Origin of the sequence: Oceanobacillus caeni, assembly GCF_019037185.1 — a bacterium.
Classification (GTDB): Bacteria; Bacillota; Bacilli; order Bacillales; family Amphibacillaceae; genus Oceanobacillus; species Oceanobacillus caeni.
The window spans coordinates 1-15,886 of record NZ_JAHHXM010000021.1 but is presented as its reverse complement, the minus strand read 5'-3'; the positions used below and the strand labels follow the sequence as shown (position 1 = coordinate 15,886).

At 38.6% G+C, this 15,886-nt stretch carries 14 protein-coding genes; all 14 read left to right on the top strand.

Annotated elements, in window-relative coordinates; genetic code table 11:
• Positions 1-21: 21 nt before the first annotated feature.
• Positions 22-513 (top strand): 5-(carboxyamino)imidazole ribonucleotide mutase, encoded by a 492-nt coding sequence (gene purE / locus KM885_RS11800; RefSeq protein WP_216884031.1) that lies wholly within the window; start codon positions 22-24, stop codon positions 511-513.
• Positions 500-1,636 carry a 5-(carboxyamino)imidazole ribonucleotide synthase gene (gene purK / locus KM885_RS11795; RefSeq protein ID WP_216884030.1) on the top strand — a complete coding sequence of 379 codons (1,137 nt, stop codon included), beginning with the start codon at positions 500-502 and terminating at the stop codon, positions 1,634-1,636. The genes purE and purK overlap by 14 nt, the downstream gene beginning before the upstream one ends.
• A 29-nt stretch (positions 1,637-1,665) precedes the next feature.
• Positions 1,666-2,376: a phosphoribosylaminoimidazolesuccinocarboxamide synthase gene (locus KM885_RS11790; RefSeq protein WP_047185490.1), complete on the top strand. Its 711-nt coding sequence runs from the start codon at positions 1,666-1,668 to the stop codon at positions 2,374-2,376.
• Positions 2,373-2,624 (top strand): phosphoribosylformylglycinamidine synthase subunit PurS, encoded by a 252-nt coding sequence (gene purS, locus KM885_RS11785; protein WP_047185489.1) that lies wholly within the window; start codon positions 2,373-2,375, stop codon positions 2,622-2,624. Before KM885_RS11790 ends, purS begins: the two co-directional genes overlap by 4 nt.
• A complete protein-coding gene (gene purQ / locus KM885_RS11780) occupies positions 2,621-3,304 on the top strand; it encodes a phosphoribosylformylglycinamidine synthase subunit PurQ (protein WP_047185488.1) in 684 nt (227 codons plus the stop codon). Before purS ends, purQ begins: the two co-directional genes overlap by 4 nt.
• Positions 3,288-5,516: a phosphoribosylformylglycinamidine synthase subunit PurL gene (gene purL, locus KM885_RS11775; RefSeq protein WP_047185487.1), complete on the top strand. Its 2,229-nt coding sequence runs from the start codon at positions 3,288-3,290 to the stop codon at positions 5,514-5,516. Before purQ ends, purL begins: the two co-directional genes overlap by 17 nt.
• 14 nt (positions 5,517-5,530) lie before the next feature.
• Positions 5,531-6,913 carry an amidophosphoribosyltransferase gene (purF, locus tag KM885_RS11770; RefSeq protein WP_246864111.1) on the top strand — a complete coding sequence of 461 codons (1,383 nt, stop codon included), beginning with the start codon at positions 5,531-5,533 and terminating at the stop codon, positions 6,911-6,913.
• A 24-nt stretch (positions 6,914-6,937) separates the two neighbouring features.
• Entirely contained in the window at positions 6,938-7,957 is a 1,020-nt protein-coding gene (purM, locus tag KM885_RS11765; RefSeq protein ID WP_047185485.1) for a phosphoribosylformylglycinamidine cyclo-ligase, read from the top strand.
• The gene (gene purN / locus KM885_RS11760) at positions 7,954-8,517 is read left to right on the top strand and encodes a phosphoribosylglycinamide formyltransferase (protein ID WP_047185484.1); all 564 of its coding nucleotides are present in this window, start codon (positions 7,954-7,956) and stop codon (positions 8,515-8,517) included. Before purM ends, purN begins: the two co-directional genes overlap by 4 nt.
• Positions 8,518-8,581: 64 nt before the next feature.
• Complete coding sequence (gene purH, locus KM885_RS11755; RefSeq protein WP_216884029.1) at positions 8,582-10,114, top strand: bifunctional phosphoribosylaminoimidazolecarboxamide formyltransferase/IMP cyclohydrolase; 1,533 nt, start codon at positions 8,582-8,584, stop codon at positions 10,112-10,114.
• 17 nt (positions 10,115-10,131) lie between these two features.
• The gene (gene purD, locus KM885_RS11750) at positions 10,132-11,376 is read left to right on the top strand and encodes a phosphoribosylamine--glycine ligase (RefSeq protein WP_216884028.1); all 1,245 of its coding nucleotides are present in this window, start codon (positions 10,132-10,134) and stop codon (positions 11,374-11,376) included.
• A 553-nt stretch (positions 11,377-11,929) separates the two neighbouring features.
• Positions 11,930-13,672: an adenine deaminase C-terminal domain-containing protein gene (locus tag KM885_RS11745; protein ID WP_216884027.1), complete on the top strand. Its 1,743-nt coding sequence runs from the start codon at positions 11,930-11,932 to the stop codon at positions 13,670-13,672.
• 234 nt (positions 13,673-13,906) lie between these two features.
• A complete protein-coding gene (locus KM885_RS11740) occupies positions 13,907-14,926 on the top strand; it encodes a DUF3048 domain-containing protein (RefSeq protein ID WP_204797907.1) in 1,020 nt (339 codons plus the stop codon).
• A 293-nt stretch (positions 14,927-15,219) separates the two neighbouring features.
• A complete protein-coding gene (locus tag KM885_RS11735; protein ID WP_047185479.1) occupies positions 15,220-15,516 on the top strand; it encodes a YerC/YecD family TrpR-related protein in 297 nt (98 codons plus the stop codon).
• The last annotated feature ends 370 nt before the right edge of the window (positions 15,517-15,886 follow it).

Below are 15,886 nucleotides of genomic sequence, written 5' to 3'. Positions count from 1 at the left end.
TAATGTAGAGAGAGGGATTTCATGGCTCAAGTTGGTATCATAATGGGAAGTATTTCAGATTGGGAAACGATGCAACACACTTGTAATGTACTCGAGCAGTTAGAAATTCCGTACGAAAAAGATGTGATATCTGCTCATCGTACTCCAGATAAAATGTTTGATTATGCCAAATCAGCACGGGACCGTGGACTTAAAGTAATCATTGCTGGTGCTGGTGGGGCAGCTCACTTGCCTGGTATGGTGGCTTCTCAAACTACTTTACCGGTTATTGGTGTACCCGTTCAGACGAAAACATTGAATGGACTGGATTCCTTGTTATCCATTGTTCAAATGCCTGGCGGGGTTCCAACTGCAACGGTTGCAATTGGAAAAGCCGGCGCTACGAATGCGGGAATTCTAGCTGCCCAAATCTTAGGAACATTTAATGAAGAGATTGCAGCGAATCTTCAACGGAACCGTGAAGAAATGCAAGATAAAGTGGCAGAAATGAGGGAAGAACTTGCAAACAGATAAAACGATCATTCCAGCTCAAACAATAGGTATTATTGGTGGCGGCCAATTAGGAAGAATGATGGCGATGGAAGCACGTTATATGGGATATAAAATTGCTGTACTAGATCCAACCCCTAATTGCCCTACTGCTCAAGTGGCTGATGTTCAAATTACTGCACCTTACGATGATATGGATGCGATCAAGCAATTGACGGATATAAGTGATGTGATTACGTATGAATTTGAAAATGTAGACCTTGAAGCAGCAACTTACATCGAGAGCAAGGGGAAGCTTCCACAAGGTTCTTACGCTCTCGAAGTGACGCAAAATCGAGAAAAAGAAAAGATGCTGATGAGAAACTTGAACTTGCCTACTCCAAAATTTGCTATTGTGACAAATGCTGATGACTGTGAAAAAGCTTTAAAAGATTTTACCTATCCAGCAGTCATTAAAACATGCCGAGGTGGTTATGACGGGAAAGGACAGTTGAAATTAAATTCCCAAATAGATTTACAAGAAGCTTTAGCATTTGCTGAAAAAAATGGACATTGCATCATAGAAGAATGGATTCCATTTGATAAGGAAATCTCTGTTATTTTTACAAGATCCGCATCAGGCGATATGACGTATTTCCCTATTTCCGAAAATGAACATCGAGACCATATTCTTTATAAAACGACAGTCCCAGCAAATATAGAGGTTGAACTTCAAATAAAAGCAAATGAAGCTGCGCGTGTGCTAGCCGAAGACATGAATATTGTAGGTACTTTTGCCATTGAAATGTTTGTAAAAGGGAATGAAATCTATTTAAACGAGATGGCTCCAAGACCTCATAATTCAGGGCATTATACCATTGAGGCGTGTAATATTTCCCAATTTGGTCAACATATTCGTGCCATTTGTGGATTACCGCTTTTCGAAATTAAACAATGGAAGCAAGCATGTATGATTAATATCTTAGGTGAAGATATGGAATTTGTTTTAAAGTCTATTCCACATCATCATACAGGATTTATTCATTTGTATGGAAAGGAAGAAGCCAAAGAAAAGAGAAAAATGGGACATATCACATTTATCGGTAATACGCTTGAAGAAGTCTGGACACAAATCCATAAATTCGAGGATTTGAAAACCATAACATAACCGCGTCAAACTAACGGAAGGTGAATGCGTTGAAAGCTGAGCTCCTTTATGAAGGCAAAGAAAAGAAAGTTTATCAAGTGTCTGAACAACCCGGAAAATTGATTTTTTCTTATAAAAGTGAAAGAACTGCATTTACGGAGGAAGGAAAAGAGAGTTTCGTTGAAAAGGCCCGGTTAAATAATGATATATCGTCACGCATCTTTGAATACCTACGTGACAGGGGAATGGATACCCATTATATAAAGAAGCTAAGTGATACGGAACAACTCGTGAACAAAACAGAAATGATCCCATTAAAAGTGGTGATTTGTAACAGTGTGACCCCTGCCATGTCTAAAAGATTAGGAATTGAAGAGAATACGATTCTTTATCCACCAATTATTGAATTATATTATAAAAATGAATTACTTAAGAATCCGTTAATTAATGATGAGCACGCGTTATTTCTTACAAATATTACACCAATTGAATTACAAGAAGTGAAAGAAAAAGCATTACGTGTCAATAAACATTTGAATCAATTATTTTCAAGTCTAACTATATCTTTAGCGGTATTGAAATTAGAATTTGGAAGGATGAATGGTCATATTATTCTTTCTGATGAGATTTCCCCAGATACTTGGAAACTCTTAGATAAATCAACAGGTGAAATTCTTCAAAAGGCAAATGAAAAGGTATATTCAGGAAATCAATTAGAGTTTTACGAAAAGTTAGTAAATCGACTGGAGGAATTAAAATGAAGAAAGTAACGGTATACATCACATTAAAGGCCGGTGTTCTTGACCCGCAAGGAAAGGCAATCCAAGAATCATTAACTGCACTTGGATATGAAGGGGTAACAGATACAAGGGTTGGTAAAGTAATTGAATTAAATATGGAAGATGGTCCTGATTTAGAGGTACGTATCAAAGACATGTGTAATAAACTTCTTGCTAATCCTGTAATGGAAGATTACCGATTTGAAGTGGAGGAGGCTGTTCAAGCGTGAAGTTTGCAGTAATTGTTTTTCCGGGGTCAAACTGTGATAGAGATATGTATCATGCCGTGAAAGAAGTATTAGGTGAAGAAGCAGATTTGCTATGGTATGAAAATAGTAACCTAGAAAACTATGATGCCATTTTAATTCCAGGTGGATTTTCTTATGGGGATTACCTACGCTGTGGTGCTGTTGCAGCTACCTCAGACGTTATGAAACAAGTTCGTGAACATGCGGAACGTGGAAAACCTGTCTTAGGCGTATGTAATGGATTTCAAATCCTTACTGAATCTGGATTGCTTCCAGGTGCTTTCATGCGAAATCAGAATGTATCTTTTATGTGCCATCAAGAAGAGCTAGTTGTAGAAAATAATGAAACGGTCTTTACTTCGGGCTATGAAAAAGGCGAAATCGTTCGCTTTCCAATTGCGCATGGGGAAGGTAATTATTTTTGCGATGAAGAAGCACTTCAACAATTAAAAGCAAATAACCAAATTGTTTTCACATATAAAAATAACCCAAATGGTTCCGTATCGGATATTGCTGGAATTATGAATAAAGAGGGGAATGTACTTGGATTGATGCCTCACCCGGAACGTGCGATGGAAGCCATTCTAGGTAGTGATGATGGTATGAAATTATTCAAGTCATTGGTTGAGAATTGGAGGAAGACTTATGTTACAAACGCGTGAGTGGAGCCCTGGGCAAATTGAAGAAAACAAGATTTACCGTGAAATGGGTTTAAGTGACGAAGAATATCAAATGATTAAAGATATTTTAAAACGTCAACCGAATTTCACGGAAACGGGAATCTTTTCTGTTATGTGGTCTGAACACTGTAGTTATAAAACGTCTAAGCCATTATTGAAAAAGTTCCCAACCAAAGCACCTAACGTACTACAAGGACCGGGTGAAGGTGCTGGGATTATCGATATCGGTGATCATCAAGCAGTTGTGTTTAAAGTAGAGAGTCACAACCATCCTTCCGCTGTGGAACCATATCAAGGAGCAGCAACTGGTGTTGGTGGAATTATTCGTGACATCTTCTCCATGGGTGCACGTCCAATCGCATCCATGAACTCATTGCGTTTCGGTAATTTAACTAATGAACGTACGAAATATTTATTCACAGAAGTAGTGAACGGGATTGCTGGATATGGTAACTGTGTTGGAGTTCCAACGGTTGGTGGAGAAGTTCAATTTGATGATAGTTATGAAGAAAATCCACTAGTTAACGCAATGGCTATTGGACTAATCAATCATGATGACATTCAAAAAGGGATTGCTGCAGGTATTGGAAATACGATTCTTTATGCTGGACCACCAACAGGACGTGACGGAATTCATGGTGCAACATTTGCATCTGATGATTTAGCAGAAGATGCGGACAAAGACCGGCCATCTGTTCAAGTTGGAGATCCGTTTATGGAAAAATTACTTATTGAAGCATGTTTAGAAGTTATTCACAACGATGCTTTAGTAGGAATGCAAGACATGGGTGCAGCAGGCCTTACGTCATCTGCATCAGAAATGGCAAGTAAAGCTGGTACCGGATTAGAAATGAACTTAGACCTAGTACCACAACGGGAACCGAATATGTCCGCATATGAAATGATGCTTTCTGAATCACAAGAACGTATGCTTTTATGTGTGGAACAAGGTCGTGAACAAGAAATTATCGACATCTTTGAAAAATACGGCTTGAAGGCAGTACCTGTTGGGAAGGTCATTGAAGAGAGAGTTTTCCGGATTAAACATCATGGGGAAGTGGTTGCAGATATTCCGGTGGATCCTTTAGCGGAAGATGCGCCTGTGTATGAAATGCCATCAGAAGAGGCGAAGTATTTTAGGGAGTTTCAACAGATGGAGAATACCGTTCCGGGCGTTGAAAATCACCAAGAAATGCTTAAAAAACTATTGCAACAACCAACGATTGCAAGTAAAGAGTGGGTTTATGATCAATACGATTCCATGGTACAGACCAATACAGCAGTAGCACCTGGTTCAGATGCGGCTGTGATTCGTATTAAAGGTCATGACAAAGCAATAGCAATAACAACGGATTGTAACTCTCGTTATATTTATTTAGACCCTGAAACCGGTGGGAAAATTGCTGTAGCTGAGGCTGCACGTAACATTATTTGTTCTGGGGCAAAACCATTGGGGCTTACAGACGGACTTAACTTTGGTAATCCCTCTAATCCAGAAATTTACTGGCAAATGGAAAAAGCTACAGATGGAATGAGTGCTGCTTGTACGGCACTTTCAACCCCTGTCATTAGTGGGAACGTATCGTTATATAACCAATCGAAAGGTAAATCTATTTTCCCAACACCTGTTGTAGGGATGGTTGGTTTACACAAATCTTTAGACCATATTACTCCAAGCTTTTTCCAACATGAAGATGATATTGTGTATGTCATTGGAGACGCTAAAAAGGAATTTGGTGGTAGCGAATTACAAAACATCCTTCAAGGTAAATACGAAGGTCGAGCTCCCGAAATTGATTTAAATGTAGAAGCAAAAAGACAAAAGCAATTACTAGAAGCTATCCAATCTGGAGTAGTTGTTTCGGCACATGACTTAGCAGAAGGTGGTCTAGGTGTTGCTCTTGCGGAAAGTGTGTTCGGTCGTAAGGGATTAGGAGCAACGGTAGAACTAACTGGAGATGTGACTGTAGAATTATTTAGTGAAACACAATCCCGATTTATCGTAACAGTAAAAGCAGAAAATCAAGAAAAGTTCGAAAGTCTTGTGGACGATGCAAAACAAATTGGCAAGGTTACTACAGATGGCACCATTCAAGTTTCCATTAACAATGACATGGTTATCAAGCAAGATGTAAAGGAACTTGAAGAACTTTGGAGAGGTGCAATCCCAAGCTTGCTGAAATCCAAAGAATAAGTGGGGAATGTCCAGTGTTCGGAATTTGGGGTCATGAAAAAGCAACGGAATTAACATACTATGGTCTACATGCTTTGCAACATCGTGGCCAAGAAGGAGCCGGAATCGTTGTAAACGTAGAAGGAGAATTAAAGGCGCATAAAGGATTAGACTTAGTCAATGATGTGTTTAAAGATGTAGAATTTGACCAATTGCAAGGACATCATGCAATTGGTCATGTAAGATACGCTACTCAAGGTCAAACCGGAATTGAAAATGTTCAACCGTTATTATTCCACTCTCAAACAGAAAGTATGGCTTTAGCACACAGTGGGAAAATCATCAATGCGTATGAACTCCGTGGCCAATTAGAGAAGCAAGGCAGTATCTTACAAACATCATCAGATACCGAAATTTTAGCTCATTTAATCAAGCGTGACGGTCAAGAAATTAATGAAAAATCCATTAGTAACGCGTTAAATGAATTACATGGTGCCTATGCTTATATGATTTTGACGAAAGATAAAATGTATGCAGCACTTGATCCGCACGGTATTTTCACCCTATCTATTGGATTATTAGGGGATGCCTATGTGATTGCATCGGAAACATGTGCGTTTGACCAAATTGGTGCGACATTTGTGCGAGATATATTACCGGGAGAATTAATTACAATCGAGGAAAGGGCATTAAAATCATCTCGTTTTGCCAAACAAGAAAAGCGTGCTTTGTGTGCGATGGAATATGTTTATCTATCTAGACCAGATAGTAATGAGAATGATGTAAATGTTCATGCTTCACGTAAACAAATGGGGAAAGAGTTAGCGAAAGAGGCACCCGCTCCAACTAATGCAGATATTGTAGTGGGGGTTCCGGATTCCAGCATCTCAGCTGCCATTGGTTTTGCGGAAGAAAGTGGTTTACCTTACGAGATGGGTATTATTAAGAATCGTTATATTGGTAGAACCTTTATTAAGCCTTCTCAGGATTTACGTGAACAGGGTGTTAAAATGAAGCTTTCTCCAGTTCGGGGAATTATTGAAGGAAAAAGCGTTATGATGATTGATGATTCCATTGTAAGAGGAACAACGAGTAAACGGATTGTTCACATGCTAAAAGATGCCGGAGCAAAAGAAGTACATGTTCGCATTGCTTCCCCTCCCATTGAGCATCCGTGTTACTACGGGATAGATATGTCAACCTATGAAGAATTAATAGCGACGAGCCATTCCACCTGTGAAATTGCAGAAATGATCGGAGCGGATAGTTTAGCATTTTTATCAGAAGCGGGATTAGAAAAAGCAATCGTTAAAGATAAATCTCTTAACCAAGGATTATGTATCGCATGTATGTCCGGTCGATATCCCATTGATATTAAGGAAGGAAAAAAATCCCCTTTATGTGTGATAAAGGACTAATCTAGAGGATGTGTAGAATCAACGATGTCAGATGTATATAAACAAGCTGGTGTAGATGTAGAAAAAGGGTATGAAGCAGTGGAACGTATGAAAAAGCATATTGCAAAAACGACACGTCCCGAGGTGCTGGGTGGGATCGGATCATTTGCGGGACTTTTTGATTTATCTAACGTTAACTATCAAGAACCTGTCATGGTTTCCGGAACAGATGGAGTTGGAACGAAATTAAAACTTGCCTTTCAATTAAATAAACATGATTCAGTAGGTATTGATTTAGTTGCGATGTGTGTGAACGACATTGTTGCTCAAGGTGCACAACCACTATTCTTTCTGGATTATATTGCTTGTGGAAAAAATGACCCCGAGCGCATGGAGCAAATTGTAGCAGGGGTATCGAATGGTTGCGTGGATGCTGGAGCGGCACTTATCGGTGGAGAAACAGCTGAAATGCCCGGTATGTACAGGGACGAAGAATATGATTTAGCAGGATTTGTTGTCGGTATAGCGGAAAAATCTAAACTAATTACTGGGGAGGCAATTCAAAAAGGAGATGCTATAATTGGTCTTGCATCAAGTGGTATTCACTCCAATGGTTATTCCTTAGTAAGAAAACTAGTAGAAGGTTTAAATTTGAATGAAACACCAAAAGGATTATCGAAATCTTTAGGAGAAACACTACTTACTCCAACTAAAATCTATGCAAAATCAATTGCTAGAGTACTAGATAAACATGAAATCAAAGGAATTTCTCATATTACTGGTGGTGGATTTTACGAGAACTTCCCGAGAATGATGCCCAAAGGTCTAGGGGTTGAGATTGCACCAGATAGCTGGGACGTACCTGAAGTTTTCCCTTTTTTACAAACATTAGGTTCCATTCCAGATGCTGAAATGTACGGTGTATTTAATATGGGAATTGGAATGGCACTTGTTGTTAGTCAAGATAAGGTGGAAGAGGTACTTTCTATTCTTCAAGAACATGGAGAAAAAGCATCAGTAATTGGTAAAGCTGTAGCCAAAGAAGGGGTGCATTTCCAATCATGAGTAAAATAAATGTTGCCGTTTTTGCCTCAGGTACGGGTAGTAATTTTGAGGCAATCATGGAAGCTGGTGATCTCTCGTGTAACATTGTCCTACTTATTTGCGATAATCCTGGAGCAACGGTTATTCAAAAAGCAGAAAAATACCAAGTTCCTACTTTTGTATTCCGTTCGAAAGATTATGTTTCTAAAGAGGAATATGAAAAAGTTTTAGTAGAAAAACTGAAAGAGGCAAATATTTCTTGGGTTTTTCTAGCTGGATACATGCGTATCATAGGGCCAACATTACTTGAAGCGTATGAAGGTAAAATCATAAACATTCACCCTTCTTTATTACCTGACTTTCCAGGGAAAGATGCCATCGGTCAAGCATATCATGCCAGAGTCAAAACAACAGGAGTAACCGTTCACTACGTTGATGCGGGGATAGACACCGGGCCAATCATCGCTCAAGAAGAAATAGAAGTAAAAGAAAACGACACCTTAGAATCACTAGAAGAAAAAATACATCATGTAGAACATCAATTATATCCGCGTGTAATGAAAGACATTGTTAAAAAGTAATTTACTTTAGTAGTCTGTTAAATGCACAAGACTTACATACTAGACAAAGTGGAGGGTTCAACTAATGAAAAGAGCACTAATTAGTGTTTCCGATAAACAAAACATCATTGAATTTGCCAAAGGTCTCGTAGAACTAGATTATGAGATTATCTCAACAGGTGGAACATTAAGCAAAATCCAAGAAGCAGGAATACCTGCAAAAGCAATAGATGAAGTAACTGGTTTCCCAGAAATTATGGATGGTCGAGTAAAAACACTTCATCCATTCGTTCATGGAGGATTACTTGCAAAACGTTCTAACCCAGATCATATGAACCAAATGAAAGAAAACAACATCGAACCAATCGACATGGTTGTCGTAAACTTATATCCTTTCAAACAAACCCTTGAAAAAGAGGGTGTATCTAAAGAGGAAATCATCGAAAACATTGATATCGGTGGCCCAACGATGCTACGTTCTGCCGCAAAGAACTTTGAAGATGTAACTGTAATAGTAGATCCACAAGATTATGATGATATTCTAACTTCTTTAAAAGAAAACACACTAGACTTTGTAAAAAGGCAAAAATTAGCTGCAAAAGTTTTCCGTCATACAGCTAACTATGACGCAATGATTGCAGAATACTTCATGGGTGAAACAGGCGAAGAATTCCCGGAGACTTATACCGTTACATATGAAAAAGTTCAAGATTTACGTTACGGCGAAAACCCACATCAAGAAGCTGCATTCTACAAACGTCCGATTGTTAAAACGATGAGCCTTGCAGCAGCAAAACAATTACATGGGAAAGAACTATCTTATAACAATATTCAAGATGCGAATGCTGCGCTTGAAATTCTAGCAGAATATGATGGGCAAGCTGCAGCAGTTGCTGTAAAACATATGAACCCATGTGGAATTGGTGTAGCGAATTCCATCTCGGATGCATTTAATCGTGCATTTGATGCAGACCCAATTTCAATTTTCGGTGGTATTGTTGCTCTTAACGAAGAAGTAGACTCTCCTACTGCAGAAAAACTTAGTGAAATTTTCTTAGAAATCGTTATTGCACCAAGCTTCTCAGAGAAGGCTTTAGAAATCTTAACGAAGAAGAAAAATATTCGCTTACTTGAATTACCAATGAACGATACGGAGATAGTTAACCATAAATTAACCTCTGTGAATGGTGGCGTGCTCATTCAAGATCAAGACAATGGCAAGGTTGAGGTAGATAATTTAAAAGTGGTTACGAAACGCCAACCAACGGAACAAGAATTACATGATCTACTATTTGCTTGGAAAGCGGTAAAACATGTGAAATCAAATGCAATTGTTCTAGCTAAGAACGGCCAAACCGTTGGCATTGGCGCTGGGCAAATGAATCGTGTCGGATCTGCGAAAATTGCAATCGAACAAGCTGGTGGAAAAACAAAAGGCTCTGTCATGTCATCGGATGCATTTTTCCCAATGCCAGACACAGTTGAAGAAGCTGTAAAAGCTGGTGTAACAGCAATTATCCAACCAGGCGGTTCCATCCGTGACCAGGATTCTATCGATGTTTGTGATGAACACGGAATTGCAATGGTTTATACAGGAATGCGTCATTTTAAACATTAAGAGTGGAGGACCTTGGAATGAACGTCTTAGTAGTAGGAAGAGGTGGCCGTGAGCATAGTGTGGCACTTGAACTTGCCAAAAGCAGTAAAGTTACGAAACTTTACGTTGCTCCCGGTAACGGCGGAATGAAAGAACAAGCTACATGTATCCCAATTGATGAAATGGATATAGATGATCTTGTTTCTTTTGCAAAAGAAGCTGCAATTGACTTAACAATTGTTGGACCAGAAGCACCATTAAACGAAGGAATTGCGAACCGATTCCAACAAGAAGGTTTAAAAGTATTTGCCCCAACCAAAGAAGCGGCTTTACTAGAAGGAAGTAAAAGTTTTGCAAAAGCGTTTATGAAAAAATACAGTATACCAACAGCAGAATACGAAACGTTTACAGATGTGGAAAAGGCAAAAGCATATATTGAAGAAAAGGGTGCACCAATTGTTATTAAAGCGGATGGTCTAGCAGCTGGGAAAGGTGTCGTTGTTGCTGAAACAATGGAGCAAGCTTTAAAAGCTGTAGAAGATATGCTAGTTTCCAAAACCTTTTCTGAAGCAGGTTCCAAAGTCGTTATTGAAGAATTCTTGGACGGCCGTGAATTCTCATTAATGGCATTTGTTCATGAACACCATGTATATCCAATGGTTCCAGCTCGAGATCATAAGAGAGCGTACGATCATGATGAAGGTCCCAATACTGGCGGGATGGGTTCCTTTGCTCCAGTTCCGGATGTTACGGAAGAACATATCGCGTATTCTGTAGAAAATGTTCTCCAAAAAGCTGCAGATGGTCTAATGTCAGAAGGAAGACCATTTACCGGAATTCTTTACGGCGGTTTAATCATGACGGAACTAGGTCCAAAAGTCATTGAATTCAATACTAGATTTGGTGACCCTGAAACCCAAGTCGTTTTACCATTGTTAAAAAATGATCTAGTTCAAGTATTCACGGATATCCTAGATGGAAAGGATCCTAAATTGGAATGGGAAGATGTAACGTGTCTAGGAACTGTTCTTGCATCTGCAGGTTATCCAGGGTCTTACAAAAAAGGAACAGTAATTCCAACGTTTCCGGAAATAGAAGATACGTATATTATCCATGCTGGAACAAAATACGAAGGGGATACACTTGTATCCGATGGAGGTCGTGTTCTCCTAGTTGGCGCAAAAGCAGCTAATCTACAAGAAGCGCATCAAAAGGTGTACCAGGTTTTAGAATCTATGAATAATGATAATTACTATTATCGTAGAGATATTGGTATGAAATAAACGAAAAGGCAAAAGGAGTTAGTGAAATGCCTCCCCATGGGTAACAAGATTTTAAATCTAGTTACCCATGAGGGGGTTTTTTTATTTAATCTTCTAGTAAATCAGTCATCGTAGAGTGGATATCAGTACTCAGAGGGGAGATATCAGTACTTGGGTAGGATATATCGGTACTCGAGTAGGATATATCAGTACCCAAGGAGGAGATATCGGCACACGAGTAGGATATATCAGTACCCAAGGAGGAGATATCGGCACACGAGTAGGATATATCAGCACTCAAGGGTGAGATATCAGTACTTGAGGGGATATCAGCACACGGGTAGGATATATCAGTACTTGAGGAGAGGATATCAGCACTCAAGGAAGATATATCAGTACTTGAGTAGGATATATCAGCATCCAAGTAGAAGAAATCAGTAATTATGGAATCTACTAGGCAAACTTGTAACAACACATGCGAAATTTGTCAATAAGTATTAAGCAAACATCCCTACAAGAAAGAATAATAGTATGGTAGAATAGGAGTAATCATAAATTATTGGAGAGCTTGCCGATGCATACAAATGAAAATAATTGGAGAAGCCGCGAGCTTAGACAACATGTAAAAGTAATAGATGGTCTAGAAGCTCCTACGCTTGTACTTAAAAATAGTAATTATTTAAATGTTTTCGTAAAACAATGGATAAAAGCGAATATATGGATATATCATGATCGGATTGTTTATGTTGGGGACAATATGCCTGACAAACTAGATCAAACGGAAGTTGTAGATTGTGAAGGGAAATATCTAGTTCCTGGTTATATGGAGCCACATTCCCATCCTTTTGTATTATCAAACCCAGAAGAATTAGCAAAACATGCTGCCAGATACGGAACCACCACTATGATGAATGATAACCTTATGTGGCATTTTTTATTAGACAAAAAGAAAGCGTTTTCTCTATTAAACGACTTTGATCACTTGCCAGTTTCCATGTATTGGTGGTCTCGATTTGATCCACAAACTTCGGTACAAGATGAAGAAGAAATCTTTAATACGGAAGACATGTTATCATGGATTTCTCATCCTTCCGTTGTACAAGGTGGAGAGTTAACTTCTTGGCCAAGCCTGTTAGATGGAAATGATAGATTACTATATTGGATTCAAGAAACAAAAAGACAAAGAAAGCCGGTAGAAGGACATCTTCCTGGTGCATCAGAAAAGACGTTAACAAAGATGAAATTACTTGGAATTTCTGCTGATCATGAACCAATCACTGGTGAAGAAGTATTAAGAAGGCTCCGTTTGGGTTATCATGTATCTTTAAGGAACTCTTCTATTCGTCCTGATTTATCCCTCCTAGTAAAAGAGATATTAAGTCTAGGACTTTCTAATTTTGATAACCTAACATTTACAACAGATGGACCTACACCTTTGTTCTCGGAAAAGGGATTTATCAACGTTTGTATTGATATTGCTATTCAAAATGGAATCCCTATTGAAGAAGCATATCGGATGGGTAGCTATAATGTTGCCAGACATTTTCAGTTGAGTGAGACGCATGGTAGTATTGCGCCTGGTCGAATTGCACATATTAATATATTAGAAAGCATTGAAAATCCTCAACCTATAAGTGTTCTAGCAAAAGGACAATGGATTATAAAAGACAATACGAAACAAGAGCTTCCTAATAAGATTAACTGGGAAAAATATGGGGTTGCTCCATTAAACTTCGATTGGGAACTTGGAGAAAAGGATTTACAATTTTCCATGCCAATGGGATTAGAAATGGTCAATAATGTTATTGTTAAACCGTATAGCATTAATGTTGATATTACACTAGAAGAACTTCCTGAAAATAAAAATGATGCATTTCTTATATTAATCGATAAAAATGGTAAATGGAGAGTTAACACAACGATTAAAGGATTCACGAATCAACTTGGAGCTATTGCTAGTTCGTTTACTTCATCCGGAGATTTAATCTTTATTGGAAAAAGTAAAAAGGATATTTTACTTGCATGGAAGAGGTTAAAAGAAATTGGTGGAGGAATTGTCCTTGTTCATAAAGGAGAAATACTGACCGACCTTTCCCTAACGCTAGGTGGTATCATGTCTACGGAATCAATGGATGTTATAATGGAGAAGGAAAGAGAATTAAAGAACTATCTTAAAGAATTTGGTTATAAATTTGACGATCCAATCTATAACATCCTTTTCTTATCCTCTACACATTTGCCATATATTCGAATTACACAACAAGGAATTGTAGATATTAAGAAAAATGAAATACTCTTCCCTGCTACAATGTGTTAACATATAATAGTTAGAGCGAGGGCTTAAGCGACCGTTTAGTGATGTACAAGCCGATTTCACCATAAGGGTTTAAGCGCAACTAAGCTTCTGTTTTCACTAATCGTGAGTTACTCGCTTCACCGAAAACCTTTGCTGGGTGCTGGAGCTGGACGTGGTCTTCCTTAAGACAAGAGTTTTAATCTTTCTCAGTTGCAAAAATAAGCAATGGGTAATCTTACAAAGGGTGTTGGGCAAATGAGGAAACCGATCCTATTATTTTTCGTGATGCTTCTTGTTCTAGTTGGATGTTCCAATGATAAAGAAGAGACGGAAAATGCAGTAGAAGATGGAAGTTTCAAAAATATATATCCTTTTACAGGTATTGGTACAAATGAACCGATAGATAACCGAATGATTAGTGTAATGGTTAATAATCATCCAAAAGCTAGACCGCAGACAGGTTTATCTCAGGCGGATATTGTTTTTGAGATACTAGCGGAAGGAAATATCACAAGATTTTTAGCGTTATATCATAGCAATTTACCAGAAGTCGTTGGACCAGTAAGAAGTGCTAGAGAATATTATTTTAAATTAGCAAATGGCTATCATGCTCTATATGTTTATCACGGAGCGGCAGATTTTGTTGATGAAATGATTGTTAATAGTGGCACTGACTTCTTAAACGGATCTACCTATGATAATGATGGCTATTTATTTAAAAGAGAGTCATTTAGAGAAGCCCCGCATAATTCATACCTGCAGTTAGGAGCAGCCTATGACGTGGCTAAAGATAAAGGTTATGATATAACAGCGGAATATGAAGCCTTGCCATTTCTATCAGCGGATGAGATTGAAACATTAGCTGGAGAAGAGGCACGTCATATTGAGGTGATTTATTCGGATTCTTATTCATTCGCAAATGTTCAGTATGACTATGATCAAGATTCAGGAAGTTATACAAGATCGAGTGGCGGAGAGAAGACAGTTGAACTACATACAGAAGTGCCAATCGAAGTCGAAAATGTACTAATTGTAGAGACAAGTCATCAAGTAATTGACGATGCTGGACGTAGGGAGATTGATTTAGAATCAGGAGGAAATGCTTACCTACTGCAAAAAGGACTTATAAATAAAGTGAATTGGGAGAATCATGATGGTAGAATAATACCTATAAAAGACGGCCAAGAGATTGGGTTTATACCTGGTCAGACATGGATCAACGTTATCCCAACAAATCCTGGGTTAGACCAAGCAGTGAAAATTTCCAACGAATAGAGTTAAAGTGAGTGTTCAAAAAAGGAGGATAAAAAGGACCGAGTCGGCTAAAGTCGCAACGTCCTAGGACTCCGATTACTCGTCCCACCGTAAAGATTTCTTGCAACGCTGACACTAGCACGTCTTGTGCGTCGGTAGTTCGAGGCGGTGTAGCTTTGGAGCAATGGAGTGTACATCCTAAAGATACATGAGGAGCGGAAAAGCAAGCCAACTAGAAACGTCAAAGTGTCATTTTTACCGGACTTTTTGAACAACTTCTTAAAGTAATAAGTAGAAGGTCAGGAGGATATACCGTGCAAATAGATAAGCTAAGAGGAGAGCAACTTGATCAATTATTTGATGCAATTCTCTCTTTAAAGGATAGAGAAGAATGCTATCGTTTCTTTGATGATATTGCTACCATGTCCGAAATTCATGCATTATCCCAACGTTTACAAGTTGCAAAAATGCTAATGGAAGGAAGTACATACAATAATATCGAACAAGAAACAAAAGCCTCCACCGCCACCATTTCCCGTGTCCGCCGCTGCATCAACTACGGAAGCGAAGGATACAAAATGGTACTTGATCGAGTATTAGAAGAAAAATGATCCACTGCCAAAAAGGTAGTGGATTTTTTAATGGTACAAACCACTTATACGCAAGCAGAAACGCAGTGATATTCAGAATCCACTGCGTTTTTTATTGGTTGCTGCTCTTATAGTTCGAAGGCTACCGAGAAAAACAGTATTACGGTTTAGTATCCTCATAGTTGTCTGTAGTTAATCAAGAAAGGTCGCCCCCTCACGGCCATTTGCAAGGAAAAAACAGGGGGTTTTGTCCGTGATACCCATTGTCACGGCCATTTGCAAGGAAAAAACAGGGGGTTTTGTCCGTGATACCCTGATATTGTATCTATAAAGTAGACAATTTTAGAAAGTGTCCTATTCATTTGATAATCTTATATATAGAATTAGATAG